Annotated in this window: 26 protein-coding genes; 14 read left to right on the top strand and 12 right to left on the bottom strand. The window is 63.0% G+C overall.

The window, feature by feature from the left end; translation table 11 throughout:
- Nucleotide 1: 1 nt before the first annotated feature.
- Complete coding sequence (locus U1702_RS04560) at nt 2-244, top strand: type II toxin-antitoxin system ParD family antitoxin (protein WP_332722453.1); 243 nt, start codon at nt 2-4, stop codon at nt 242-244.
- Between the two features lies 1 nt (nt 245).
- Nucleotides 246-542, top strand: coding sequence for a type II toxin-antitoxin system RelE/ParE family toxin (locus tag U1702_RS04555; protein WP_332722451.1), 297 nt, complete (start codon nt 246-248; stop codon nt 540-542).
- On the opposite strand, the gene U1702_RS04550 is transcribed toward U1702_RS04555, so the two are convergent.
- A complete protein-coding gene (locus U1702_RS04550; RefSeq protein ID WP_332722449.1) occupies nt 539-1,201 on the bottom strand; it encodes a lysoplasmalogenase family protein in 663 nt (220 codons plus the stop codon). The two genes, U1702_RS04555 and U1702_RS04550, sit on opposite strands and share 4 nt — an antisense overlap.
- 141 nt (nt 1,202-1,342) lie before the next feature.
- Here U1702_RS04550 and trmFO point away from each other — a divergent pair, with 141 nt between their 5' ends.
- Nucleotides 1,343-2,695: a methylenetetrahydrofolate--tRNA-(uracil(54)-C(5))-methyltransferase (FADH(2)-oxidizing) TrmFO gene (gene trmFO, locus U1702_RS04545; RefSeq protein WP_332722448.1), complete on the top strand. Its 1,353-nt coding sequence runs from the start codon at nt 1,343-1,345 to the stop codon at nt 2,693-2,695.
- Between the two features lies 1 nt (nt 2,696).
- On the opposite strand, the gene U1702_RS04540 is transcribed toward trmFO, so the two are convergent.
- Both U1702_RS04540 and U1702_RS04535 read right to left on the bottom strand, forming a co-directional pair.
- Nucleotides 2,697-3,176 carry an EF-hand domain-containing protein gene (locus tag U1702_RS04540; RefSeq protein ID WP_332722446.1) on the bottom strand — a complete coding sequence of 160 codons (480 nt, stop codon included), beginning with the start codon at nt 3,174-3,176 and terminating at the stop codon, nt 2,697-2,699.
- Nucleotides 3,177-3,229: 53 nt separating this feature from the next.
- Nucleotides 3,230-3,877, bottom strand: a complete 648-nt coding sequence (locus U1702_RS04535) for a hypothetical protein (protein ID WP_332722445.1) — start codon at nt 3,875-3,877, stop codon at nt 3,230-3,232.
- Nucleotides 3,878-3,988: 111 nt separating this feature from the next.
- Between U1702_RS04535 and U1702_RS04530 the strand changes: the two genes are divergently transcribed.
- The 3 genes from U1702_RS04530 to U1702_RS04520 are packed head-to-tail and all read left to right on the top strand — an operon-like array spanning nt 3,989 to nt 7,427.
- On the top strand, nt 3,989-6,004 hold the full coding sequence (locus tag U1702_RS04530; RefSeq protein WP_443026828.1) for a TadE/TadG family type IV pilus assembly protein: 2,016 nt from the start codon (nt 3,989-3,991) through the stop codon (nt 6,002-6,004).
- Nucleotides 6,001-6,780, top strand: coding sequence for a TadE/TadG family type IV pilus assembly protein (locus U1702_RS04525; protein ID WP_332722443.1), 780 nt, complete (start codon nt 6,001-6,003; stop codon nt 6,778-6,780). Before U1702_RS04530 ends, U1702_RS04525 begins: the two co-directional genes overlap by 4 nt.
- On the top strand, nt 6,777-7,427 hold the full coding sequence (locus U1702_RS04520) for a pilus assembly protein (RefSeq protein ID WP_332722441.1): 651 nt from the start codon (nt 6,777-6,779) through the stop codon (nt 7,425-7,427). Before U1702_RS04525 ends, U1702_RS04520 begins: the two co-directional genes overlap by 4 nt.
- Nucleotides 7,428-7,457: 30 nt before the next feature.
- Here U1702_RS04520 and U1702_RS04515 read toward each other — a convergent pair whose 3' ends face one another.
- The 5 genes from U1702_RS04515 to eno form a co-directional block, all read right to left on the bottom strand.
- Nucleotides 7,458-8,840 carry a pyruvate dehydrogenase complex E1 component subunit beta gene (locus U1702_RS04515; RefSeq protein WP_332722439.1) on the bottom strand — a complete coding sequence of 461 codons (1,383 nt, stop codon included), beginning with the start codon at nt 8,838-8,840 and terminating at the stop codon, nt 7,458-7,460.
- A gap of 1 nt (nt 8,841) precedes the next feature.
- Nucleotides 8,842-9,903, bottom strand: a complete 1,062-nt coding sequence (pdhA, locus tag U1702_RS04510) for a pyruvate dehydrogenase (acetyl-transferring) E1 component subunit alpha (RefSeq protein WP_443026802.1) — start codon at nt 9,901-9,903, stop codon at nt 8,842-8,844.
- Between the two features lie 143 nt (nt 9,904-10,046).
- Nucleotides 10,047-10,712 carry a hypothetical protein gene (locus tag U1702_RS04505; RefSeq protein WP_332722437.1) on the bottom strand — a complete coding sequence of 222 codons (666 nt, stop codon included), beginning with the start codon at nt 10,710-10,712 and terminating at the stop codon, nt 10,047-10,049.
- A 176-nt stretch (nt 10,713-10,888) separates the two neighbouring features.
- Complete coding sequence (locus U1702_RS04500; RefSeq protein WP_332722435.1) at nt 10,889-11,200, bottom strand: FtsB family cell division protein; 312 nt, start codon at nt 11,198-11,200, stop codon at nt 10,889-10,891.
- 30 nt (nt 11,201-11,230) lie between these two features.
- On the bottom strand, nt 11,231-12,508 hold the full coding sequence (gene eno / locus U1702_RS04495) for a phosphopyruvate hydratase (protein ID WP_332722433.1): 1,278 nt from the start codon (nt 12,506-12,508) through the stop codon (nt 11,231-11,233).
- 141 nt (nt 12,509-12,649) lie between these two features.
- Between eno and U1702_RS04490 the strand changes: the two genes are divergently transcribed.
- From U1702_RS04490 to U1702_RS04470, 5 genes are all read left to right on the top strand, one after another.
- Nucleotides 12,650-13,165 (top strand): hypothetical protein, encoded by a 516-nt coding sequence (locus U1702_RS04490; RefSeq protein WP_332722431.1) that lies wholly within the window; start codon nt 12,650-12,652, stop codon nt 13,163-13,165.
- A gap of 21 nt (nt 13,166-13,186) precedes the next feature.
- Entirely contained in the window at nt 13,187-13,537 is a 351-nt protein-coding gene (locus U1702_RS04485) for a hypothetical protein (protein ID WP_332722429.1), read from the top strand.
- Nucleotides 13,534-13,881 (top strand): phosphatase, encoded by a 348-nt coding sequence (locus U1702_RS04480; RefSeq protein WP_332722427.1) that lies wholly within the window; start codon nt 13,534-13,536, stop codon nt 13,879-13,881. The genes U1702_RS04485 and U1702_RS04480 overlap by 4 nt, the downstream gene beginning before the upstream one ends.
- Nucleotides 13,878-14,216: a hypothetical protein gene (locus U1702_RS04475; RefSeq protein WP_332722425.1), complete on the top strand. Its 339-nt coding sequence runs from the start codon at nt 13,878-13,880 to the stop codon at nt 14,214-14,216. The genes U1702_RS04480 and U1702_RS04475 overlap by 4 nt, the downstream gene beginning before the upstream one ends.
- Nucleotides 14,217-14,283: 67 nt before the next feature.
- The gene (locus U1702_RS04470; RefSeq protein ID WP_332722423.1) at nt 14,284-14,502 is read left to right on the top strand and encodes a DUF4170 domain-containing protein; all 219 of its coding nucleotides are present in this window, start codon (nt 14,284-14,286) and stop codon (nt 14,500-14,502) included.
- A gap of 46 nt (nt 14,503-14,548) precedes the next feature.
- On the opposite strand, the gene greA is transcribed toward U1702_RS04470, so the two are convergent.
- From greA to carA, 4 genes are all read right to left on the bottom strand, one after another.
- A complete protein-coding gene (greA, locus tag U1702_RS04465) occupies nt 14,549-15,025 on the bottom strand; it encodes a transcription elongation factor GreA (RefSeq protein ID WP_332722421.1) in 477 nt (158 codons plus the stop codon).
- A gap of 80 nt (nt 15,026-15,105) precedes the next feature.
- Nucleotides 15,106-18,438 (bottom strand): carbamoyl-phosphate synthase large subunit, encoded by a 3,333-nt coding sequence (carB, locus tag U1702_RS04460; RefSeq protein WP_332722419.1) that lies wholly within the window; start codon nt 18,436-18,438, stop codon nt 15,106-15,108.
- Entirely contained in the window at nt 18,438-19,088 is a 651-nt protein-coding gene (locus tag U1702_RS04455) for a hypothetical protein (protein WP_332722418.1), read from the bottom strand. Before U1702_RS04455 ends, carB begins: the two co-directional genes overlap by 1 nt.
- Nucleotides 19,085-20,359, bottom strand: a complete 1,275-nt coding sequence (gene carA, locus U1702_RS04450) for a glutamine-hydrolyzing carbamoyl-phosphate synthase small subunit (RefSeq protein WP_332722417.1) — start codon at nt 20,357-20,359, stop codon at nt 19,085-19,087. Before carA ends, U1702_RS04455 begins: the two co-directional genes overlap by 4 nt.
- Nucleotides 20,360-20,504: 145 nt before the next feature.
- On the opposite strand from carA, the gene U1702_RS04445 reads away from it, so the two are divergent.
- The 3 genes from U1702_RS04445 to rpoD are packed head-to-tail and all read left to right on the top strand — an operon-like array spanning nt 20,505 to nt 24,891.
- Nucleotides 20,505-20,957, top strand: a complete 453-nt coding sequence (locus U1702_RS04445; protein WP_332722416.1) for a GatB/YqeY domain-containing protein — start codon at nt 20,505-20,507, stop codon at nt 20,955-20,957.
- A gap of 1 nt (nt 20,958) precedes the next feature.
- Nucleotides 20,959-22,815, top strand: coding sequence for a DNA primase (dnaG, locus tag U1702_RS04440; protein WP_332722414.1), 1,857 nt, complete (start codon nt 20,959-20,961; stop codon nt 22,813-22,815).
- A gap of 51 nt (nt 22,816-22,866) precedes the next feature.
- Nucleotides 22,867-24,891, top strand: coding sequence for an RNA polymerase sigma factor RpoD (rpoD, locus tag U1702_RS04435; RefSeq protein WP_332722413.1), 2,025 nt, complete (start codon nt 22,867-22,869; stop codon nt 24,889-24,891).
- Nucleotides 24,892-24,975: the final 84 nt, after the last annotated feature.

Raw genomic sequence — 24,975 nt, 5'->3', positions numbered from 1 at the left:
CATGGTGATGCTCAATATCTCGCTTCCCGAAGCAATGGAGCGCTGGATCGACTCTCAGACCCGCAGTGGCCGATTTGCCGATGGCAGCGATCTCATCCGCAGCCTGATTCAGCGGGAACAGGAGCGGACCGATCGGATTGCTGCCATGCAGCAATATGTCAACGAGGCGCGCGAGAGCGGCGTGAGCGGCGAGAATATGGCGGCGATCCGCGACCGGGCGCTGACGAAAGCCAAGCAAGGCTGACATGGCGAAATGGCGGCTGGCGCGGACAGCCGCGGACGATCTTGTCGATATTTATCTAAATGGGCTGGGCCGCTTCGGTCTTTCGCAGGCCGACCATTATCACGGCGGACTGGAATCGACTTTCGAGTTTCTGGCTCAATATCCACGTGCCGCGAGGTTGCGGGAGGAAATCACGCCGCCAGTCCGCGCACACCGGTACAAGGCACATCTCATTGTATATGAAATAGATGTCGAAGACACGGTTTTCATCCTGCGCATCCGCCATGCCCGCGAAGACTGGACCAACGACGCGGATTAGCGATCGGACTTTATCTCGGTCGATCGGCTCACCTGAACCACGCCCCATGCAATCAGCGCCTGCCCCGCAAAATAGGTCGGCCAGATCAACATCCCCGGCACCGCCGACCCTGCCAGCGGCCCCATCCGCGCAAAGATCAGCAGGTCCGACACCACGAACAGCATCGCGCCGACGCCCACGCGATAACGCGGAAACCGGCTGGTCCACGCCGTCGCCGCCATCACGCCCAGAAACGCGGCATAGACTCCCACCGGCAACGCCTGCCCCACCGGTGCCGCCAACATCGCCGAGATCGCCACGGTTGCGGGCGCGATCACCCAGCCCAGCGCCTTCTGGCTCGGCGTCAATGCCACCCGCCGGTTACGCCAGTACAGCGCGATCGCCGCCATATGCCCCGCCGCGAACGCTGCGCCACCGATCGTGAACCCGTGCGTTTCCAGCAGTAAGTCACCCGCAGCGCCCAACGCCAGCACTCCCGCGATCAGCCACCCTTCGGCGTCCCGCGCCTGCGTCGCCGCCCACACCGCCAGCAACGCCACACCGCTGGTCTTCCACGCCGCCGCCCACGCTCCGGCTTCGACGACGTCCCAAACCGTCAACGAATAGCTCGCCCCCGCCAGCACCGCGATCCAGAACAGCCCGTGATTCAGCCCCCGCATCACTTTCCCTTTTCCTACAGCCCCCCGGTTCGACTAAGGGAGCCCAAGCGTCCGGCACCACCGGGCAGGTGTCAACCTCACGCATGAAACCCTGTAAGAGTGTCAACCTCTCCCCTCCAAGGTGTGTCAACTTCGACAATCATGAATAACCATCAAGTCCACATCATCGGCGGCGGTCTCGCCGGTTCCGAAGCCGCCTGGCAACTCGCCAACGCCGGCATCCGCGTAAAGCTTTCCGAGATGCGCGGGTCCGGCGACATGACGCCAGCGCACCAGACCGACGGCCTCGCCGAACTGGTCTGCTCGAACAGCTTCCGCAGCGACGATGCCGAACGCAACGCGGTCGGGCTGTTGCATCAGGAGATGCGCGACCTCGGTTCGCTCATCATGGCACAGGGCGACATTCACAAAGTCCCCGCCGGTTCCGCGCTCGCGGTCGATCGCGACGGCTTCTCCGATGGCGTCACGGCGGCACTCGCCGCGCACCCCAACATCACCATCGTCCGCGAACGCGTCGACGCCCTCCCCGACGAAGGTCTCGCCATCGTCGCCACCGGCCCGCTCACCGCCCCCGACCTAGCCGACAGCATCGGTGCTGAGACGGGCAAAGACGCACTCGCTTTCTTCGACGCCATTGCGCCAATCGTCCATTTCGAGAGCATCGACATGGAAAAGGCGTGGTTCCAGAGCCGCTGGAACAAAGTTGGTCCCGGTGGCTCCGGCAAGGATTACATCAATTGCCCGATGACGAAGAACGAGTATCTCGCCTTTCATCAGGGCATGCTCGACGGCGAAAAGGCCGAGTTCAAGGAATGGGAAAACGTCCCCTATTTCGAAGGCTGCATGCCGATTGAGGTCATGGCGGAACGCGGCATCGACACCCCGCGCTACGGCCCGATGAAGGGCGTCGGCCTCGACGATCCCAAAACCGTTTGCGAAGAATTTCCCGACGGCCGTTGGCCCTATGCCGTCGTGCAACTGCGACAGGACAACGCCACCGGCACGCTGTGGAACATGGTCGGCTTCCAGACCAAACTGAAGCATGGCGCACAAGTCGCTCTATTCAGGACGATTCCTGGTCTTGAAAACGCAGAGTTCGCCCGTCTCGGCGGTCTGCACCGCAACACCTTCATCCGCTCGCCCGAACTGCTGGATCCCACGCTGCGCCTTAAATCGCGCCCCAATATCCGCTTCGCCGGACAGATCACGGGCTGCGAAGGCTATGTCGAAAGCAGCGCGATCGGCCTAATGGCTGGTCGCTTTGCCGCCGCCGAACTGCTCGGCCACACGCTCACCCCGCCCCCGGTCGAAACCGCTCTCGGCGCGCTGTTGCACCACATCACCGGCGGCGCGGAGGTCGAGACCTATCAACCGATGAACGTCAATTTCGGCCTTATGCCGCCAATCGAGGGCCGCACGAAAAAGGCCGACCGCAAATTGATGTACACCGCCCGCGCCCGCGCCGCCTTTGCCGAATGGGTGAAGGCAGCGTGACCTAGCCCGCGTCCGCCAGCGCCTTTGCCACCGCCTCCCGGCAGTCGCATTTTGGCGCGGTGGCGGCCCTGCGCTTTGGCGCGGTCGTCGCAAACTCCGCGCGGGTCAGCCCGCCCGACCGGTCCTTGTCCGCCGTGGCAAAGCGCGTTGTCGTCCGTACCGCCCACTCCTCGAACGACAGTCTGCCGTCCCCATTCTTGTCGAGTTTGGCGAACGCTTTGCGACGCGGCATGGACAGTTCCGCCAGCGTGACGATCTCGTTGCGGTCCTTGTCGTTGCGGTTGAAGCGCTTTTCCTCCCGCGTTTTCGGCGTTGCCCGGGGCACTTCGCCAACCGCTTCCTCCGCCTCGACCGTTTCGCTCTGCACCGGCGCTGGTGGTGCCGGCGGCACCGGCTCGGGCGTCGCACGCCCCTGAAACAGGAACACGCCCGCCCCCGCCATCAGCAACGCCGCCAGACCCCCCACGAAATATCGCCACATGCCGAGTCTCCCTCGCGCCACAGGCTAACGCCCGCACCGCCGACGGCAAGACGTCACAGACCGGTAAATCGGTGCCGCAATGCCCGCCACGTCCGTCGCGGCGACCCTTCCGAAACCCCCTCCAGTTCCATCCGCGCCAGATGCGCCATCGCCCCTAAAGCCCGCCCATTCCGGCTCCACCGCGCCGACGTCGCCGCTCTCAGCGATTCCACCGCAATCGCCCGCGCCGCCGCCGCCTCACCCGGATCGGTCAGCTTCCCCGACAAACCGGCCAGCGCCCAGCCTTCCCCAGCCAGCGTCAACGGATCGGCGGGAGACGCCCCCGCCAATATCCCTGCCAGCTCGAACAACCGCCGCCCCCGCGCCCCGTAAGTCCGCAGTGCCAGATCATCCAACTCCTCCTGCAACAGCGCCTGCCAGCCTTGGGCAATTCCGGCGATCATCGACCCGCCGACCCCCATCCGCAGCACGTCCTGCGCAATCGCCTGCAACACCGGCTCCCCCGGCGGCGGTGCGGTGTCGAGTGCGATCAGCGCGTCATGCCACCATTGCAGCCGGATCTGCCCCAGCATCGGCTCGCTCGTCGTCCGCAGTGTCTCCGCCAGCCGGTCGTCCAGCGTCAGCAGCGCCGCCAGCCCCCGCCCCGCCGTCGCTGTTGGCGAATAGGACAGGATCATCCTCCGTTCCGGTTGAGAAATCATCGGCCGTCTCCATTCCGGAGCAATTGCAAACGCGTTGTTAACCATGCGCCTTCAGCGCGCGTTAGCCGCAGTGCCCGCATAGCGCGTGATCGAACCGGGGACGATCCACCGATGATAACGCGTGCAGGGGCAGCGAACAGCGCCCGTAATTGGCTGACGTCACTAGCACGCGACACGCGCGGCAATACGCTTGCGATCGTCGCGGCATCGCTGATTCCACTGGCGGGCATGGTGGGCGGCGGTGTCGACATCAGCCGCATGTACATCGTCAAGACACGCCTGCAACATGCCTGTGACGCCGGTGCGCTTGCAGGGCGCAAGCAGATGGGTGGCGGCACCTGGGCATTCGACAACAATGCGGCGCAAGGCGCGGCGAACCGCTTCTTCGACGCGAATATCCAGGCCAGCCCCTATGGCGCGTCGTCGGTCACCAAAGCATTCACCGAAAGCGCGGGCAAGGTCTCCGGCACAGCGTCGGCGGTGCTGCCGATGACGGTCATGCGCGTGTTCGGTAAGACCACTGAAACCCTCACGGTCACGTGCGATGCCGAAATGCGGCTACCCAACACAGATGTGATGTTCGTGCTCGACACCACCGGATCGATGGCGAGCAAGGCGGTATCGACCGATACGCAGACCAAGATGGAAGCGCTGCATTCGGCGGTAAAATGCTTCTACGAAACGGTCGCGCGGCTCGACACCGCCGAAACATGCGTCGGTGGCGCACCGTCAGGCGGCACGGGTGGCTCGGTTCAAGTCCGCTTCGGTTTCGTCCCCTACGCCTCAAACGTGAATGTCGGGAAGCTGCTTCCCGTCGATTTTATCGCCAACAACTGGTCGTATCAGTCACGCGAACCGCAATGGACGACAGGTGCGACGACCTACACCTATCCCAACCCGGCCGTCGATACTGTCGGCTCCCCGGGGGCGGGTGATAGCGGCTGGACCGAATGGGCCGTTTCCAACGGTCATTCCTGCTCCAGCACACCGGCCGATCAGAACAACGTCAACGGCAGCTTTACGATTGATTCAGCGGTCAGCACCGATGGTGCGGGCGTTCGCACCTCTACGACGCGGACCTATAGCAAGGTCAATATTGACTATGAAGACTATAGCGGCTGGTGGGGTTGCGTGGTCATCACGCGGCGGCGGGGAACCGGCAATTATACCGTCGTCGTTCATACCCAAACGCCAGTATCCAGCACCAGCCAGACATTCAACCGCTGGCGCTATGCCCTGATTTCGCACAATGTTTCGGGGTTAAAAAACGGTACGAGCTGGAACAACACGATCACGCTTCCAATTGGAGCAAGCGGAGCCGCTCGCACCATCACGTGGGACGGCTGCATCGAGGAGCGGGCGACGGTTTCTCAGTCCAGCTACAGCCCGATCCCGGCAGGAGCGAAGGATCTCGACATCGATCTGGTCCCGAGCACAGCAGACTCGACGACACAATGGGGGCCGGCACTTCGAGAGGTCATCTTCGCACGCGACGTCACCACGGACTGGAACCAGCTCGACCGCAGCGAAGCGCTAACGACCACCGATTACTACAATAACGTACCCTATTATTGCCCGGAAGAGGCGCGCAAGCTACAGGCGTGGCCGACGGCGTCTGCCTTTGAAACCTACGTCGACGGCCTGACGCCCAACGGCAATACGTACCACGACATCGGCCTGCTATGGGGCGCTCGCTTCATCTCGCCGACCGGCATCTTCCGCTCGGAGAATGAATTCACGCCACAGGGCGCGGAAATAGAGCGCCACCTGATCTTCATGACCGACGGTGAAGCGTGTACCGGCGACACCGATTACGGTCCTTACGGCTTCCCGTGGCTTGATCGGCGTACGACCGATCCATCCAGCGCGCCGACCGGCGGCTGCCTGACCACGGGCACGCTGACCCAGCAAGTCAACGCGCGAACGGCGGCGATCTGCACGGCAGTCAAGAACAAAAACATCACCTTGTGGGTGATCTGGTTCGGTGCATCGAACAGCACGATCGAGACGATGATGACGTCTTGTGCCACCTCCGGTCGCTTCTTTGCCGCACGCAATTCGACCGACCTGCAAAATACGTTCAAGTCGATCGCGGATCAAATTTCCCAGCTCAGGCTGACCAGGTGAACCGGCGATTCTCCCTCCGCCGTGTCACACCCGGCGCGCTTCTGCGCGACGAGTCGGGCGCCACCGTCATCGAATTTGCGATGGTGGCGCCCGTACTCGGCCTGATCCTGCTCGGCGCGTTCGACATCGCCCACACGCTTTACGCACGCGCCGCATTGCAAGGCATCGTGCAAAAGACCGCGCGTGATTCGACGCTGGAGAGCGGCTTTGAATCCGGTGCGCAGACCGCGCTGGACAACAAGGTGAAATCGCAAGTCCGCGCGCTCGCCAACAATGCCACGATCAATGTCACCCGCCGCTATTACCGCACCTTTTCAGAAGCGGCGGCGGCGCGCTCCGAAACCTGGACCGACACCAACGTCAATGGCACCTGCGACGGCAGCGAGCCTTATGTCGATGCGAACAACAACAGCAGTTGGGATCGCGACGGCGCGCGTGAGGGTCAGGGCGGCGCGAAAGACGCGACGCTCTACACCGTCACGATGAGTTATCCGCGGATGTTCCCGCTCTACAATCTGATCGGCGGATCGCGCACGACGAAGATCACGGCGGCGACCGTGCTGCGCAACCAGCCTTATAGCGATCAGGCCAATGCGGCGGCATCGACTCAGGTGCGCAACTGCCCGGCGGCGGTCACTGCCACGCCGTTGCCGACACCCACGCCGACCTCGTCTGCAAGCGCGTCGCCAACCCCCTCGCCGACGCCCTCGGCAACGGCGACCGGCGCAGGTGGAAGTCCCTGTACGGTCCCGCTGTTCGGGCTGTGCCTGTTATGAGGCGCCATCCGTTATCCGCCCTGCGCGATGCGACCAGCGGTCTTGCGCTGATCGAATTCGCCTTGTCGCTTCCGATCCTGCTAATCCTCAGCCTGACCGGGGCGGAGATGACCAATTACATCATCACCCGCATGCGGGTCAGCCAGATTTCGCTGCACCTCGCCGACAATGCCGCGCGCATCGGTTCCGGCAGCCAGCTCCAGGCAAAGACGATCAACGAGGCCGATATCAATGATCTGCTCACCGGCTCGGGTCTGCAGGGTGGCGAACTCGATTTGTTCACGCGCGGCCGTGTGATCGTGTCGAGCCTGGAACCGGTGGCCACGCCCAACACGACGAACAAGTACCGCATCCGCTGGCAACGGTGCCGCGGGGCCAAAACCACCCAGACCTCCAGCTATGGCGCGGCGGGAACGACCAACCTCAACGGCATGGGCAGGACCGGGCGGCTCGCCGTCGCGCCGGAGGCCGGCGTGACGATGTATGTCGAAGTCTATTACGAATATCAGCCGATCTTCAGCCGCTCGCTCGCCCCCAACACCAGCTTCCGTGAGGAAGCGTCGATGATGGTCCGCGATCGCCGCGATACGGTGGGCGGCAGCAACGGGGTCTATCCCGTCACCGGCGTCACCGCATCCACCTGCTGAATACCCTCCCCGGCGCGGGGAGGACAAAGACTACCGATAGGTTACCCGCTTAACCCCGGCGACTACCTTGTCCGCCGTAATCAGCGCCAGCTTTTCGAGGTTCGCCGCATAGGGCAACGGCACATCCTCGTTGGTAACCCGCACGACCGGCGCATCGAGATCGTCAAAGCCCTCGTCCATTGCCACCGCGATGATTTCCGACGCGATCGAACAGACCGGCCAGCCTTCCTCGACCACCACCATACGGTTGGTCTTTTTTAGGCTCGCCAACACCGTCGCCGTGTCGAGCGGACGCAACGTGCGCAAGTCGATGACTTCGCAATCGACGCCCTCGCCCGCCAGCTTTTCAGCAGCTTCCAGCGCGACGCCGACGCCGATCGAATAGGTGACGATGGTCACGTCCGCACCCTCGCGCACGATCCGCGCCTTGCCGATCGGCAGCACCCAGTCATCCAGCTTTGGCACGTCGAAGCTGCGTCCGTAGAGCAGCTCGTTTTCAAGAAACACGACCGGGTCCTGGCTACGGATCGCGGCCTTCAACAGCCCCTTGGCATCCGCCGCGTCATACGGCGCGATCACGATCAGCCCGGGCACACTGGCATACCATGGCGCATAATTCTGGCTGTGCTGCGCGCCGACGCGGCTTGCGGCACCGTTCGGCCCACGGAACACGATCGGGCAGCGCATCTGGCCGCCGGACATATAGTTCGTCTTGGCCGCCGAATTAATGATGTGGTCGATTGCCTGCATGGCGAAATTGAACGTCATGAACTCGATGATCGGCTTCAGCCCGCCCATCGCGGCACCGGTGCCGACGCCGGCAAAGCCATATTCGGTGATCGGCGTGTCGATCACGCGCTTGGCACCGAATTCGTCGAGCAGGCCCTGCGTTACCTTGTACGCGCCCTGATATTCGGCGACTTCCTCGCCCATTACGAAGATGCGCTGATCGGCACGCATTTCCTCGGCCATCGCATCGCGCAGCGCTTCGCGCACGGTCGTTTTGACCATCTCGGTGCCGGCGGGAACTTCCGGATCGGCAACGCTCGCAGCCTTGTCGCTGACGAGCTGTTTCGTGCCGCTATCGGCCTTTTTCGGAGCAGCTTCGGGTTCAGCCTTGAGCGCATCGACGACAGGCACAGCGGCTGGCGCAGGAGCCGCAGCATCTTCCCCCTCGCCTGCGATCGTTGCGATCACGGTGCCGACCTTCACGCCATCGGTGCCTTCGGCGACCAGGATCGACGCAATCGTGCCTTCATCGACGGCCTCGAACTCCATCGTCGCCTTGTCGGTCTCGATCTCGGCGATGATGTCGCCCGATTTGACCGTATCGCCTTCCTTCACCAGCCACTTGGCGAGGGTTCCCTCTTCCATCGTGGGCGAGAGCGCGGGCATCTTCAGCTCGATCGCCATCTCAGTACGTCTCCACCAGCACGTCGGTATAAAGTTCGCTCGGATCGGGCTCCGGCGTCTGCTCGGCAAAGTCCGCCGAGTCGTTCACGGCCTTGCGGATTTCCGCCTCGATCGCCTTCAGCTCGGCTTCGGTGACGCCAACCGTCTCGAGTTCCTTCTTTACGCCCTCGATCGGATCGCTGTTGTCGCGCATCGACTGAACTTCGTCGCGGCTGCGATATTTCGCCGGATCGGACATCGAGTGGCCGCGATAGCGATAGGTTTTCATCTCCAGGATGATCGGCCCCTTGCCGCTGCGCACCCATGCCAGCGCTTCCTCGGCGGCACCACGGCACGCCAGCACATCCATGCCGTCGACCTGAATGCCCGGAATGCGGAAACTCTCGCCGCGGCGATACAGCTGATCCTCCGCCGACGAGCGATTGACGCTGGTGCCCATGGCATATTGGTTGTTTTCGATCACATAGATGATCGGCAGCTTCCACAGCTCGGCCATGTTGAAGCTTTCATACACTTGGCCCTGGTTCGACGCGCCGTCGCCGAAATAGGCCATGGCGACGCCGCCATCCTCATTATATTTGTGCGCGAAGGCGAGGCCAGTGCCCAGCGACACCTGCGCGCCGACGATGCCATGGCCGCCGTAAAACTTCTTCTCGGTCGAGAACATGTGCATCGACCCGCCCTTGCCGCGCGAAATGCCCGCCGCGCGACCGGTCAGCTCAGCCATGATTTCCTTGGGATCGATGCCATAGGCCAGCATGTGCCCGTGGTCGCGATACCCGGTAATCACCGAATCCTTGTCGCCGTCCAGCGCCGATTGCAGCCCGACCGCGACCGCTTCTTGCCCGATGTAAAGGTGACAGAAACCACCGATAAAGCCGAGACCGTAAAGCTGGCCCGCTTTCTCCTCGAACCGACGGATAAGCAGCATCTGCCGGTAGAATTCCAGCAATTGCTCCTTCGACGCGGCGAACCGCTCCGGTTCGTTTGGACGCTCGCGGTTCACCACAGGTGGTTCGATCTTACGGCTTTTTGCAGGCGATTTTGCCACAATTATCCTCATCCTGGGGAAGGTCGGAAGCGGCGCTATAGGCCGGTTGATGCCCAATGCGCAACGCCCCCTGCGTCAGCCATCATATCCGGCGCCAAAAAAGGAAGGACGGCACCGCAAGCGCGGCACCGTCCTTCTTCGTTACGGGCGTTATTTCAGGTGCTGGCGACGTCGGGGTCGCATTTGCACGCGACCGCGACCTTGGGATCGGACCCAGTTGCGCCGAGCTCGGTCGATTTCGGGCATTCGGTAATCAGCGCGCCCACCAGAATCATGCCGGTGGGTCCACCCTCGTTCTTCACTTCCAGGCGAAGCGTGTGCGTGCCCGCCGGGACGGCGTTCGAGAATGACCCGAAATTCGGTGCCTTGAACCCGTTGATGCCCCCGCTGGTCTGGCTGATCTGCGTGGTGCCTAGGAACAGCTTGGCGGAGTTGTCCGCGCCGAACTGACCCTTGATCGATACGCGCCCGCCGATGACGCAACGCGGCACGACGATAGTCAGCGTATAGTTATACGTTCCGGGAGCGCTCGACGCGCCCTTGACCCACCCGGCGGGTGCTAGCGGGCTCCAGCCCGGATCCGGATTTGCATTGACCACGGGTGCGGGTGCGCCGTTCCCGGTGGCGACACGCCAGGGTGCAGTACGGCTGTTGAGCGACGCCTTTTGCTGGCTGCCGTCGATACATTTGCAACATATCGCGCGCACGCTGCCGGCATTGCCCGCAGCCTGGACGGGGGCGGTCGGCGGTGCGCTGGCCGTCGTCATGACCATTGCCAGCGCGGCGGCGATGACGCCCGCTTTTGGATATGCGATCTTCATCAGGATAATCCCTCTTTCCGGTTGCGGCAGTCTCTGGCGCAAACAACATCCGGTGGAGGGCAGTCAGAGTCGATGCGGCTCGACTAGTCCGATCGGACTAATAACGCGGCGAGCCTACTCAAAAATGAGAGCGCGCGTGTCGATAGCTATCGACACGCGCGAAAACCTTGCCTGCTTCAATTAAGCGGGACGATCACTTCATCGGGGTGGACGACGTTGAGCTTCTTGCGGGTCAGCTCGTCGACCATGTCGGGGTCCGCCCCCTTCTGGTCGAGCAACGCAACGCGGTTGCGAAGTTCCGACCGCGCCTTTTCCAGCTTGGCCAGCTCCGCTTCCTTGAGGGCAAGCTGGCGCTTGTAATCGCCATAGACCAGCACGCCGTTCGGCCCGAGCACGGCCGAATAGGCGAAAAAGCCCATGAAGATGATCGCCACGGCCGGAAGGCCGGCGCGGCTCAGGATCGCCTTGACTGAAGTGGAACTCGCCATAACCGCTTGTCGCTCAAACCGAATCCACGATCAAGCCCGCAGAATGGAGCGGCCCGCATAAACTGCGGCGTCGCCCAGTTCCTCTTCGATCCGGATCAACTGGTTATACTTGGCCAACCGGTCAGACCGCGCGAGCGAGCCCGTCTTGATCTGCCCGCAATTGGTGGCGACCGCCAGGTCGGCGATCGTCGTATCCTCGGTCTCGCCCGAACGGTGCGACATGACCGCGGTATAGGCCGAACGCTGCGCCAGGCTCACCGCCTCCAGCGTCTCGGTCAACGTACCGATTTGATTGACCTTCACCAGCAACGAGTTGGCCAGCCCCATGTCGATGCCCATCTTCAACCGCTTCGGATTGGTCACGAACAGATCGTCGCCGACCAGCTGAACCGTCTTGCCGATCTTGTCGGTCAGCGCCTTCCAGCCCTCGAAATCATCCTCGCTCATGCCATCCTCGATCGACAGGATCGGGTAGCGCGCGGCGAGATCGGCCAGATAATCCGCCATCTCGACCGGCGACAGCGACAGGCCCTCACCCGAAATCTCGTATTTGCCGTTCTTGAAGAACTCGGTCGCCGCGCAATCCAGCGCCAGCATCACGTCCTCGCCGGGACGATACCCCGCCTTCTCGACGCTCTGCATGATGAAATCGAGTGCTTCAGTCGTGCTGGCGATGTTCGGGGCAAAGCCGCCCTCGTCACCCACCGACGTCGACAGGCCCTTGTCGTGCAGGCCCTTTTTCAACGTGTGGAAAATCTCGGCACCGCACCGCACCGCTTCGGCCAGGCTCTCGGCACCGACCGGCATCACCATGAATTCCTGGAAATCGATCGGATTGTCGGCATGCTCGCCACCGTTGATGATGTTCATCATCGGCACCGGCAGCACATGCGCCGCGACGCCACCGACATAGCGATACAGCGGCAGCCCGCGCGCATCGCCCGCAGCCTTCGCCACGGCCAACGACACGCCCAGGATCGCGTTCGCGCCAATGCGACCCTTGTTTTCGGTCCCATCCAGCTCGATCATCGCATAATCGACGTCGGCCTGATCCTCGGCATCCAGCCCCAGAATCGCCTCGGAAATCTCGCCATTCACCGCCTCGATGGCCTCAAGCACGCCCTTGCCCTGATAGACCGACTTGTCGCCGTCGCGCTTTTCGACCGCCTCATGCGCGCCGGTCGAGGCACCGGATGGCACCGCCGCGCGCCCGAAACTGCCATCGTCCAGCAGCACATCGACCTCGACGGTCGGGTTGCCGCGGCTGTCGAGAATCTGGCGTGCATGAATGTCGATGATTGCGGTCACGAAATGGTCTCCCTATTTTGGAGCTGAAGGCGTCGCGCGGGCCTCTATCCCGTTCGTCGCCATCGGGCAAATCGTGATACGGCGGGAACCGTCCTGCGGCGGCTTGGTTGAACCGGAAACGGCATGGAAGGGCTTGGAGCAATGGCAGAAGAGACAAACGCACTGAACGAAGGCGGCACGCTGGTTGCCGCAGAGCCAATCAAGACGACCGGCGACGGCGGCGCGAGCATTGGTGGAAAGCGCGGCGCCACGGAGACGGTGCGCGAGGAGGCCGGCAAATTCATGGGTCAGGCCGGCGATAAGGCCCGCGCCTTTGCCGACACCGGTAAGGACAAGGCGACCGGCGCACTGGACGAATTCTCGAACATGATGCGCGACGCCGCTGGTTCGGTCGATGAAAAGCTTGGCGAGCAATATGGCCAATACGCCCGCTCCGCCGCCGATCAGCTGTCTGGCTTTGCCGAATCGCTGCGCGGCAAGCAGGTCGACGATCTGGTCGATGACGCGCGCGATTTCGTGAAGAAAAGCCCCGCCGTCGCGGTCGGCATCGCCGCCGGTATCGGCTTTGTGCTGGCACGGTTGCTCAAATCGGGGCTCGACGCCGCTGGCGACCTCGCTGACAAGGGTTCGCCGGGCAGCGACGCGCCAAAGGCATAATCGAGGCTGCGGGGGACCAGCGTGGACGAACGGCAAGAAGACAGTGACGACGGCGTTGGCAGCCTCATCGCACGCACCTTCGCGGACGGACGCGCCTATGCCGAGGCGGAACTCGGTTATTGGCGCGCGCTCGCCCTCGGTCGGCTGGCCGACGCCCGCGCTGCCGCGATCTTCGGCATGGTCGTGTTTTTACTGGCGCAGGCGGCTGCGATCGCGCTCATCGTCGGTTTGGTCATGATCTTCACCCCCTATGTCGGACCCGGCATGGCCACATTGATCGTCGTGCTGGTGGCAGGATCGGCGGCGGCGGTATTCGCGTTCGCTGCGCTCCGCCGTTTCCGCCGTGCCACGCGCCCCCGGAACACGCCATGACCAACGAAACCCTACCGCCCGCGCTGATCGAAGCCGAAGCGAGAAGCCGCAGCGCACGTGAGCGCTTGTTTGGCACGCTGGACGAGGTGCAGGTGAAACTGAACCCGCTCACGCTGGCCCAGGATGCGGTCGGAACCGTAGCAAACGGCCTGATCCGCGACGGCATCGACACTGTGCGCACCCGACCCAAGGCAATGACCGCCGCCGCCGGGCTGGCCATTCTGTTCATGGCCCGAAAGCCGCTGGCAAAGCTGCTGTGGAAGGGTGCGAAACATGCAACCACCACTGTCCCCGCGAGTTTGAAGGCTCGCGCAAAAAATCCAAAAAAAGGATCCGGAAAATGACCGAACCCCGTGAAGCGCCCGCCAGCCGCCGTAAAAGTGCGGCCAACCAAATTGAAACCAACCCGCTGGCGATTGTCGCCGGCGGCGTTGCCCTCGGCGTGGTGCTCGGCGCGCTGATTCCGCGTCTGCAAAAGGAAAAGGAGTTGCTGGCCCCGGTCGGCAAACGCATCGCCGAAACCGCGACCGCCGCTGCGACCGCTGCCCGCGACGTGGGCAAGGCCGAGATCGACGCGCTTATCCCGCCGCGCGCAGCCGCCAAGGAGCAGATTGGCCGGATCATCGGTAACGCCTTTACTGCGGCTAAAGACGCGACAAAGAGCAAGGCGGACGCCTGATCCGGCCTTGAGTGCGGTGCAGCATGCGCGCTAAGGCATCCGGGATAACCAATCCCCGGGAGTTTTCATGAGCAAGCTGCACCTCGTCTTTGGCGGTCGCGTAAGCGATCCGATGACGCTCGACTTCAAGGACCCCGCCAATCTTGACGTGGTCGGCGTGTTTCCGGACTATGCCAGCGCCGAAAAGGCATGGCGCGGCGCTGCGCAGCGTACTGTCGACGATGCCGAGATGAAATATGTGGTGGTGCATTTGCACCGTCTGCTGGAGCCGGATTTGACGGTTTGATCGCGTTTGCCGTCGCCCCAGCGAACGCTGGGGTGACGGCTTCAGATCAGATAAACTCGATCTTGCTGACCTCGAACCAGCGGTCCCCCGCCGGAACGGTCACTTCGACCTCTTCGCCCACGACCCGCCCGATCATCGCGCGACCCAGCGGCGAGTTATAGCTGATCCGACCGGTCTTGGCATTCGCCTCGGTCTGCCCGACGATCTGGTACTTCACGGCCTTGCCGTCCTCGTCCAGCATCGTGACAGTCGCGCCGAACACGACCTTGTCGCCCGACAATTCTTTCGGATCGATGATCTGCGCACGGGACAATTTGTCCTCGATGTCGCTGATCGTCGCTTCGTTCTGGCCCTGCTGCTCCTTGGCAGCGTGATATTCGGCGTTTTCCGACAGGTCGCCATGCGCGCGCGCTTCCTCGATCGCATCCACGATCAGGGGCCGTTCGGCTTTCAGGCGCTTCAGTTCCGAGGTGAGCGTTTCATAACCCTCCTGGAGCATCGGCATCTTTTCGACCGTCGCCATCGCATTCGTCCTTCGTCAAAACCCCTTCCCCAAGCGGACCGTATTCGGCCCGCCCGCACACTTACAAATTATCCGGGGGATTAATTGTGCGAGTGCGAATAATAGGCTTGCAGGGGCCGGACTTCAAGTGACTGGCGTGAAAGCGCCTCGATCGCGCGCGATGCCGCCACGCTGGCCGGAGCCGTGGTGAAATACGGAATCTTCAGCGACAATGCCGATCCGCGGATCGATTCGGAGTCCTTCAGCGACTGCCAGCCCTCGGTCGTGTTGATAATCAGCGCGATGCCGCCGTCGACGATCCGGTCGACGATATGTGGCCGCCCCTGCGCCACCTTGTTCACGCGCTCGACCGGCACGCCCGCCGCCGCCAGATAATCCGCCGTGCCGCCCGTCGCGACGATGGTGAAGCCCAGCTCCACCAGCGTCTGCACCCCCGGCAGCACCACCGGCTTGTCGCCATCCTTGACGCTTACGAACACCGCGCCGCCCTCCGGCAACACCATCCCCGCGCCCAACTGCGCCTTGGCAAAGGCGATGGCGAAATCATTGTCGATCCCCATCACTTCGCCGGTGGACTTCATTTCCGGCGACAGCACCGGATCGACGCCGGGGAATTTGTTGAACGGGAACACCGCTTCCTTCACCGCGACATAGTCGATGTTGCGGTCGATCTGCGGCAAGTCCTTCAGCTTCTCGCCCGCCATCACCCGCGCCGCGATTTTGGCGATCGGCGCACCGATTGCCTTGGCCACGAATGGCACCGTCCGCGACGCACGCGGATTGACCTCAATCAGATAGACTTCGCCATCCTTGACCGCAAACTGGATGTTCATCAGCCCCTTGACGCTCAGGCCACGCGCCAGCGCCTCGGTCTGCCGCTCGATCTCCGCAATGATGTCGTTCGAGAGCGAGTAAGGCGGGATCGAACACGCGCTGTCGCCCGAATGGACGCCCGCTTCCTCGATATGCTGCAATACGCCTGCGACCACGACCTCGTCGCCGTCACAGATCGCGTCGACATCCACCTCGACCGCGTCGCGCAGATATTGGTCGATCAGCACGGGCGCATCGCCCGACACCTGTACGGCGGTGGCGATATAATGGTCGAGCTGCTCGGGCGTATCGACGATCTCCATCGCCCGTCCGCCCAGCACGAAGGACGGACGCGTCAGCACCGGGTAACCGATGCGCTCCGCCACCGCCAAAGCCTCGTCGCGGCTGCGCGCCATGCCATTGGCCGGCTGTTTCAGCCCCAGCTTGTTGACCAGTGCCGCGAACTGCTCGCGGTCCTCCGCCAGGTCGATCGCGTCCGGCGACGTCCCCAAAATCGGGATGCCCGCTTCTTCCAGCGCGCGCGCCAGATTGAGCGGCGTCTGCCCCCCGAATTGCACGATCACCCCGACCAGCTCGCCATTCTGCTGCTCGGTGTGCAGGATTTCCAGCACGTCCTCGGCGGTCAGCGGCTCGAAATACAGCCGGTCCGACGTGTCGTAATCGGTGCTCACGGTCTCCGGATTGCAGTTGACCATGATCGTCTCATAGCCCGCGTCCGACAGCGCAAAACACGCATGGCAACAGCAATAATCGAACTCGATCCCCTGCCCGATCCGGTTCGGCCCACCGCCCAGGATGACGATCTTCCTGCGACCGGTCGGCTGGCTCTCGCACTCCGGCTCACCGAAGGACGGCGCTTCATAGGTCGAATACATATACGGCGTCTTGGCGTTGAATTCCGCCGCACAGGTGTCGATCCGCTTGAACACCGGCCGCACGCCCAATTTGTGGCGCAGCGCGCGCACATCCGTCTCGGTCACGCCGCCGGTCATCGCCTTGACGACTTCGCCGATCAGCCCGGACGAGCGCGCCATCGGCCCCGCGCCCTCACGCAGATTCGCCGATTGCAGCGCCAGCCAGGCGAGCCTTTTGTCGCTGAACCCCATCGACTTCAGCTTGCGCATCCCAGCCGTGTCCTGCGGGAGCCCGTTCTTGCAGACCTCGGTCTCCGCTGCGATGATCTCCGCGATCCGCTCCAGGAACCACGGGTCATAAGCGGTCAGCGCGAACACCTCGGCCACCGTAAAGCCCTCGCGCAACGCCTGCGCCGCGATCAGCAGTCGGTCGGGCGAACGGATCGCCAGCGCCGCCTCGATCTCGTCGCGCGGCGCCCCTGCCAGTGCATCGACATTGTTGAAGCCGCTCAGCCCGGTCTCAAGGCCGCGCAGCGCCTTCTGCATCGATTCATGGATGTTGCGCCCGATCGCCATCACTTCGCCGACCGACTTCATTGCCGTGCCCAGCGTCGCTTCCGCGCCCTTGAACTTCTCGAACGCAAACCGGGGTATCTTGGTCACGACATAGTCGATCGTCGGCTCGAACGACGCAGGCGTCGCGCCGGTGATGTCGTTGGTGATCTCGTCCAGCGTATAGCCCACCGCCAGCTTTGCCGCGACCTTCGCGATCGGAAAGCCCGTGGCCTTGGACGCCAGCGCAGACGAGCGCGACACGCGCGGGTTCATCTCGATCACGATCAAGCGACCGTCCTTCGGATTGACCGCGAACTGCACGTTCGACCCGCCGGTCTCCACGCCGATCTCGCGCAGCACCGCGATGCTGGCGTTGCGCATGATCTGATATTCCTTGTCGGTCAGCGTCAGCGCGGGCGCGACGGTGATCGAATCCCCGGTGTGCGTCCCCATCGCATCGACATTCTCGATCGAACAGATGATGATGCAATTGTCGTTCTTGTCCCGAACGACCTCCATCTCATATTCTTTCCAGCCGAGGAGCGATTCCTCGATCAGCACTTCGGTCGTCGGCGACAAATCGAGGCCGCTGCGCACGATCCCCAGAAATTCCTCGCGATTATACGCGATGCCGCCGCCCGATCCGCCCATCGTAAAACTGGGCCGGATGATCGCGGGCAGCCCCACCTTCTCCAGCGCCGCCAGCGCGTCGGCTTCCGAATGCGCAATCGCCGAACGAGCCGATTCCAGCCCGATCTTCGTCATCGCGTCCTTGAACTTCAGCCTATCCTCGGCCTTGTCGATCGCCTCGGCATCCGCGCCGATCATGATGCAGCCGAATTTCTCCAGCGTACCGTCATTCGCCAGCGCCAGCGCGGTGTTGAGCGCGGTCTGTCCGCCCATCGTCGGCAGGACAGCATCGGGCCGCTCTTTCTCGATGATCTTGGCCACCACCGCAGGCGTGATCGGTTCGACATAGGTCGCGTCGGCCAGCTCGGGATCGGTCATGATCGTCGCGGGGTTCGAATTGACGAGGACAATGCGATAGCCCTCCTCCTTCAACGCCTTGATCGCCTGCGTGCCCGAATAATCGAACTCGCACGCCTGCCCGATCACGATGGGACCAGCGCCAATGACGAGGATGGAGGAGATGTCGGTGCGTTTGGGCATTAGTTCGCCTGAAGAAGTTGAGATACCACCGCACCTAGAAGTGCGTTCGCCAATGCGACGATGGTGGGGTTACCGTATTTTTTGATCAACTCGCCCAAAGCGCGGACGAGCAACTCGTACATCAAATAGGCGCGGTACTCTCCAGCACGGATAAGTTCTCGAGCCGCTTTGATTTGCCCGCTCAACCGCTCCCGAAGCCCCGGTTCATCGGGATTGCCATTGTCGCTATCGAGTGCGTCGATTATCTCAGCAACGGATGCTTCAGCGACCGAACTTTGATTGTGGTCGAGGCGGACGATCCGGTCAGCGGCGGGAACAGCGATGTTGTCGATAGTTATTTCGGCGTCTTCGGACACAGGTGCCAGGGGCGTACCCACCCCATCGTCCGTCCCCCACCGGTCCTCCACCTTCCTCATACCGCGGGCAGAAATTTTCCCGATCGCCATGTAATCATTGCTGGCGTTACTCGGACCGGTAATCATCCCGCTGCGAAGAAGGTTTTTCTGAGCTTCAATGAGCCAACCTTCGCGTGCTTCGATACCGTATTTCGCAGTAACTTTGGCAAAGGAAAGAACGTCGTTCTCACCAAACGACATATGCTCTTGATATAGCGCCAAAAGCATCATGTCCTCAAATTGGGAGTACATCATGCCTGATCACCATCCAACATCCCCACAAACCGCTCGAACAGATAGAAACTATCCTGCGGCCCCGGCGACGCCTCGGGGTGGTACTGCACCGAAAACGCCCGCCCGCCGTCCAGCTCGATCCCGCAATTGCTGCCGTCGAACAGCGACACATGCGTCTCGGTCACCCCGGCGGGCAGCGTATCGCGGTCCACCGCAAAGCCGTGGTTCATCGACGTGATCTCAACCGTCCCGTCGCTCAGCCGCTTGACCGGGTGGTTGGCGCCGCGATGGCCCTGAAACATCTTGGTCGTCTGCGCCCCCGCCGCCAGCGCTAGCAACTGGTGGCCCAGGCAGATACCGAACAGCGGGATTTTCGTTGCCAGCAACTCGCGGATCACCGGCACGGCATATTCGCCGGTCGCGGCAGGATCACCGGGGCCGTTGGACAGGAAAATGCCGTCGGGGGCAAAGCTCAGCACCTGTTCGGCGGTCGCGGTGGCGGGGAGGACGGTGATCTTGGCCCCGGCCTGCACCAGATTGCGGAAGATGTTGTGCTTCGAGCCATAGTCGATCGCAACGACGTGAGGACGGTCTTCTTCCCCCCTCCCGCTTGCGGGAGGGGTCGGGGGAGGGACTGTTGCGTCGAGGACGTCGCCAGAGGACACGCCCTCCCCTAGCCCCTCCCGCAAGCGGGAGGGGGACTTGTCACTCTCATACCCAAACCCCAGCCGCCAGACTCCGCCTTCCCACCCGAAATGCGTCTCCGCCGTCACGGTGATCGCCAGGTCCATGCCCTCCAGTCCCGGCCACGCCTTCGCCTGCGCCAGCAACGCCGGAACATCGAACTCGCCGCTCGCCGAATGCGCGATCACCGCGTTCGGCGCGCCATTCCCACGAATCCGCCGCGTCAGCGCCCGCGTATCCACGCCCGCCAACCCGATCCGGTCATGCTTGCGCATCCAATCATCCAGCCGCTCGACACTGCGGAAGCTCGACGGCGCGGTCACATCCTCGCGCACGATCATGCCCAGCGCATGGGGGTTGTCCGCCTCGACATCGTCCGGGTTCGCGCCGACATTGCCGATATGGGGAAAGGTGAAGCAGATCATCTGGCCCGCGAAGGACGGGTCCGTCATGATCTCCTGATAACCGGTCATCGCAGTGTGAAAGCAAACCTCGCCCACCGCCGCGCCCTCTGCGCCAAAACCACGGCCCCACACCACTTCGCCGGTCGACAGCACAAGGACTCCGGTCGCCCCTTCAGGCACAGATACGGGCGTGGCTTCGGCCATCAGAGAAGGGCGCTCCTTTAAGTTTTTCCGGCGATGTCGCTAAGCGCTGCCCGCTAAGCACCTCCCCCCCTCCCGTCAACCCTCGCATCGGACGGCGGGCGGGTCTAAGGGCGGTAAATTCATTTCACCTGTGGGTAAAAACGACATGATCCGCGACGACATCCAGGCCGCCGTCATCACCGCGATGAAAAGCGGCGACAAGGCCACCACCGGCGCCATCCGCCTGATCCAGAGCGCGGTAAAGAACCGCGACATCGAGGCGCGCACGCAAACCGCCGTGGTCGAGGATGACGCGCTGGTCGTCGAAGTCCTCCAGAAAATGGTGAAGCAGCGCCGCGAATCGATCGAGATGTTCGAGAAAGGCGGCCGTCAAGAACTCGCCGACAAGGAAAAGGCCGAAGTCGCGGTCATCGAACGGTTTTTGCCCGCGCAGATGAGTGCCGAGGAAACCAGCGCCGCGATCGAGGCGATCAAGGCCGAACTCGGCGCGACCGGCATGAAGGACATGGGCCGCGTGATGGCGGAACTGAAAGCGCGGCATGCGAGCAGCCTGGACATGAGCAAGGCCAGCGGACTGGTGAAGGCGGCGCTTTCCTGAAGTGAGCCTGACGCCCGCCTTCCTCGACGAACTGCGCGCCCGCACCACGCTGTCGTCCCTGATCGGGCGCACCGTGAAGATCACCCGCGCCGGTCGCGAATGGAAGGCGTGCTGCCCGTTCCACAATGAAAAGACGCCGTCGTTCACGATCAACGACGACAAGGGTTTCTACCATTGCTTCGGCTGCGGCGCGCATGGTGATGCGATCCGCTGGCTGACCGATCAGCGCGGGCTGCCGTTCATGGATGCGGTCAAGGAACTCGCCGCCGCCGCCAATCTCGACGTCCCGCAAGCCGACCCGCGCGCGGCGGAGAAGGCGGAACGCGCCAAGGGCCTGCACGAGGCGATGGCCGACGCGGCGAAATTCTTCGCCGATCAGCTCCACGGCCTCGCCGGTGCGGAAGCCCGCGCCATCCTCGAAAAGCGCGGCATCAACGCCGACACCGCCCGCGCCTTCGGCTTGGGTTTCGCGCCAGACTCGCGCGGGCGGCTGCGCGAAGCCCTCAAAACCTATGGCGACCCAATGCTGGTCGAATCCGGCATGTTGATTCAGGTCGAGAACAAGGAACCGTACGACCGTTTCCGCGGCCGCCTGATGATCCCGATCAACGACGCGCGTGGCCGCACCATCGCCTTTGGTGGCCGCATCATCGGCGATGGCGAGCCGAAATATCTAAACTCCCCCGAAACCCCGCTCTTCGACAAGGGCCGCACGCTCTACAATCTCGATCGCGCCCAGGCCGCCGCGCGGAAAGCCGGGCGCGTGATCGCGGTCGAGGGCTATATGGACGTCATCGCGCTGGCCCAGGCCGGGTTCGGCGAGGCTGTCGCCCCGCTCGGCACCGCGCTGACCGAGCAGCAGATCGAGCGGCTGTGGCGCATGGCCGATGTTCCCTATCTCGCGTTCGATGGCGACAGCGCTGGGCAAAAGGCCGCGATCCGCGCCGCCCACCGCGCGCTACCGCATATTCAGCCGGGCCGCAGCCTCGCCTTCGTCAGGCTCCCGCAGGGGCAGGACCCCGACGACCTCGTCCGCAGCGCCGGACCGCAAGCATTCGAAGCCCTCCTGTCGTCCGCGCAGGGCTTGGCCGACCGCATCTGGACTCACGAACTCGCCGCCGAGCCGCTCGAAACCCCCGAAGCCCGCGCCGGCCTCAAGCGTCGCCTCGCCGATCTCGCCGCGACCATTCAGGACGGCAATGTCCGCCACGAATATGTCGCCGAGTTCCGCCGACGCTTCGACGATCACTTCGCCCCCGCCCCCCGCGCCTTCACTCCCCGCGCGCCCGGCACCCCCTTCCGCCCGGATCGTCCCGGCCAGCGCTGGCAGCCACCCGAAGGCCCGCCCAGCGCCACCGCACAGGGCGTCCGCACCACCGGCATCGATCCGGTGCTGGCCAAGGCCGTCCTTGCCGGCCTGATCCGCCACCCCGCCGAAATCGCCCGCCATATGGAGACGCTCTCCTCGCTGCGCATGGCTGATGGCGCGCTTGGGCGGCTGTTCGAAGCTGTGGTCGATGTTGCGCTGGAAGATCAGGCGCTTGATAGCGACCGCCTGCGCACCATATTGGCGTCGTCCGGCTTTGATTCAGTGGCGACCGAGTTGCTTCGTGCCGATGCCATGCCCTTCACCTTCACGCAGAAGGAATGGGAGGCAGGGCGCGCCGAACTCGATCTGGGTGAGGCGATCGCGGTGCTCGCAGCCAAGCCACAGGTCGATGCCGCGCTGGCGGAGGCAACGGCGGCGGTTCAGGCGCGTTTCAGCGACGAAGCGTTCGAGCGTCAGGTGGCGCTGGTTCGTCGCAAGGCCGAGCTTGAATTGCGGCTCGCGAATCTGATGCTTGCGGACGAGGACTAATTCGTTGAATAGGGCGGCGTATAATGCCGCCATCCGATACAAAGGCATTCGATGGCAAAGGCAGTTATGGCAGACGGCGGCGATACCACGGAAACGGGCGACGCGCCCCTGATCGACATGAACGAAGGTTCGATCAAGCGGCTGGTCGCGCGCGCCAAGAAGCGCGGCTACATCACCGTGGATCAGCTAAACGAGATGCTGCCGCAGGATCAGTTCACCACCGATCAGATCGAAGACGTGATGTCGTCGCTCAGCGACATGGGCATCAACGTCGTCGAGAATGAGGAAGTCGGTGACGACGATCAGCCCGAGGACGATACCCCGGACGAGGTCGATGCCGAGAAGGAAGACGAACCCGCCTTTGAAATGGCGAAGAAGAAGGAGGTCGTCGACCGTACCGACGATCCCGTTCGCATGTACCTGCGCGAAATGGGCGCGGTCGAGCTGCTCAGCCGCGAAGGCGAAATCGCCATCGCCAAGCGGATCGAGGCTGGCCGCGACACGATGATCCTGGGCCTGTGCGAATCGCCGATCACCTTCAACGCGATCATCGGCTGGTCGAATGCTCTCAATGAAGGCACGATGCAGCTGCGCGAGATTCTCGATCTCGATGCCATGCTGTCCAAGGGTCCGTCGGCCGAGCAGGTCGAGAATGCCGAAGCGGACGATTCGGGCGAAATCAGCGAAAAAACCGCCGGTGCCTCGTTCAAGGAAGAGGAAGAGCCCGAAGAGGCGCCCGCCGACGACGAAGACGACGAACTGACCGAGCGTCGTACCCCGCGCCCGTCGGATGACGAGGAGGAGGACAACACCCTCAGCCTCGCGCAGATGGAGGAGACGCTCAAGCCGCAGGCGCTGGAGAAGTTCGCCAACATCACCTCGATCTACAAAAAGTTCGGCAAGATTCAGCAGAACCGGCTCGACGCGATGGCGGCGGGCGGCGAACTGACCGCGGCTGACGAAAAGAAATACCACAAGCTGCGCGAGGAGCTGACCGCCGAAGTCGAGAGCGTCCAGTTCCACAATGCGAAGATCGAATATCTGGTCGATCAGCTGTACAGCTACAACCGCCGCCTGACCGCGCTGGGCGGCCAGATGCTGCGTCTCGCCGAGCGTCACAAGGTCAACCGCAAGGATTTCCTCGACCGCTACGTCAATCACGAGCTGGACGAGAATTTCATCCCCTCGGTCGAAAAGCTCGACAAGAAGTGGGCCGCTTTCGCCACGAACGAGGGCGCGGCCGTCGATCGCATTCGCGTCGAGATCGCCGAGATCAGCCAGCAGACCGGCATGGCGCTCACCGAATTCCGCCGCATCGTCAACATGGTGCAAAAGGGCGAGCGCGAAGCCCGCATTGCGAAAAAGGAAATGGTCGAGGCGAACCTGCGCCTCGTCATCTCGATCGCCAAGAAATACACCAATCGCGGCCTGCAATTCCTGGATTTGATTCAGGAGGGTAATATCGGCCTGATGAAGGCGGTCGATAAGTTCGAGTATCGCCGCGGCTACAAGTTCAGCACCTATGCGACGTGGTGGATTCGCCAGGCTATCACGCGTTCGATCGCGGATCAGGCGCGCACGATCCGCATCCCGGTCCATATGATCGAGACGATCAACAAGCTCGTCCGCACCAGCCGCCAGTTCCTGCACGAGCAGGGCCGCGAACCGACACCGGAGGAGATGGCCGAACGCCTCTCCATGCCGCTGGAGAAGGTGCGCAAGGTGATGAAGATCGCCAAGGAGCCGATCTCCCTCGAAACGCCGATTGGCGATGAGGAGGACAGCCATCTGGGCGACTTCATCGAGGACAAGAATGCGATTATCCCGGTGGATGCCGCAATCCAGGCGAACCTCAAGGAAACCGTCACCCGCGTGCTGGCGTCGCTCACCCCGCGCGAGGAGCGCGTGCTGCGCATGCGTTTCGGCATCGGCATGAACACCGATCACACGCTGGAAGAAGTCGGCCAGCAGTTCAGCGTCACCCGCGAACGCATCCGCCAGATCGAGGCAAAGGCGCTGCGCAAGCTGAAGCACCCGAGCCGGTCGCGGAAGATGCGGTCGTTTCTGGATCAATAATATGCACAAAGCCCGCTTCGGCGGGCTTTGTTGCGCATTCGGCCCATTGCCGCGCGTTCCGTTTGCCGGAACGCCACGTCCACA

Source organism: Sphingomonas sp. LT1P40 (assembly GCF_036663835.1).
Classification (GTDB): Bacteria; Pseudomonadota; Alphaproteobacteria; order Sphingomonadales; family Sphingomonadaceae; genus Sphingomonas.
Note: the sequence above shows the minus strand (reverse complement) of the source record. Positions and strands in the feature narration are given on the sequence as shown.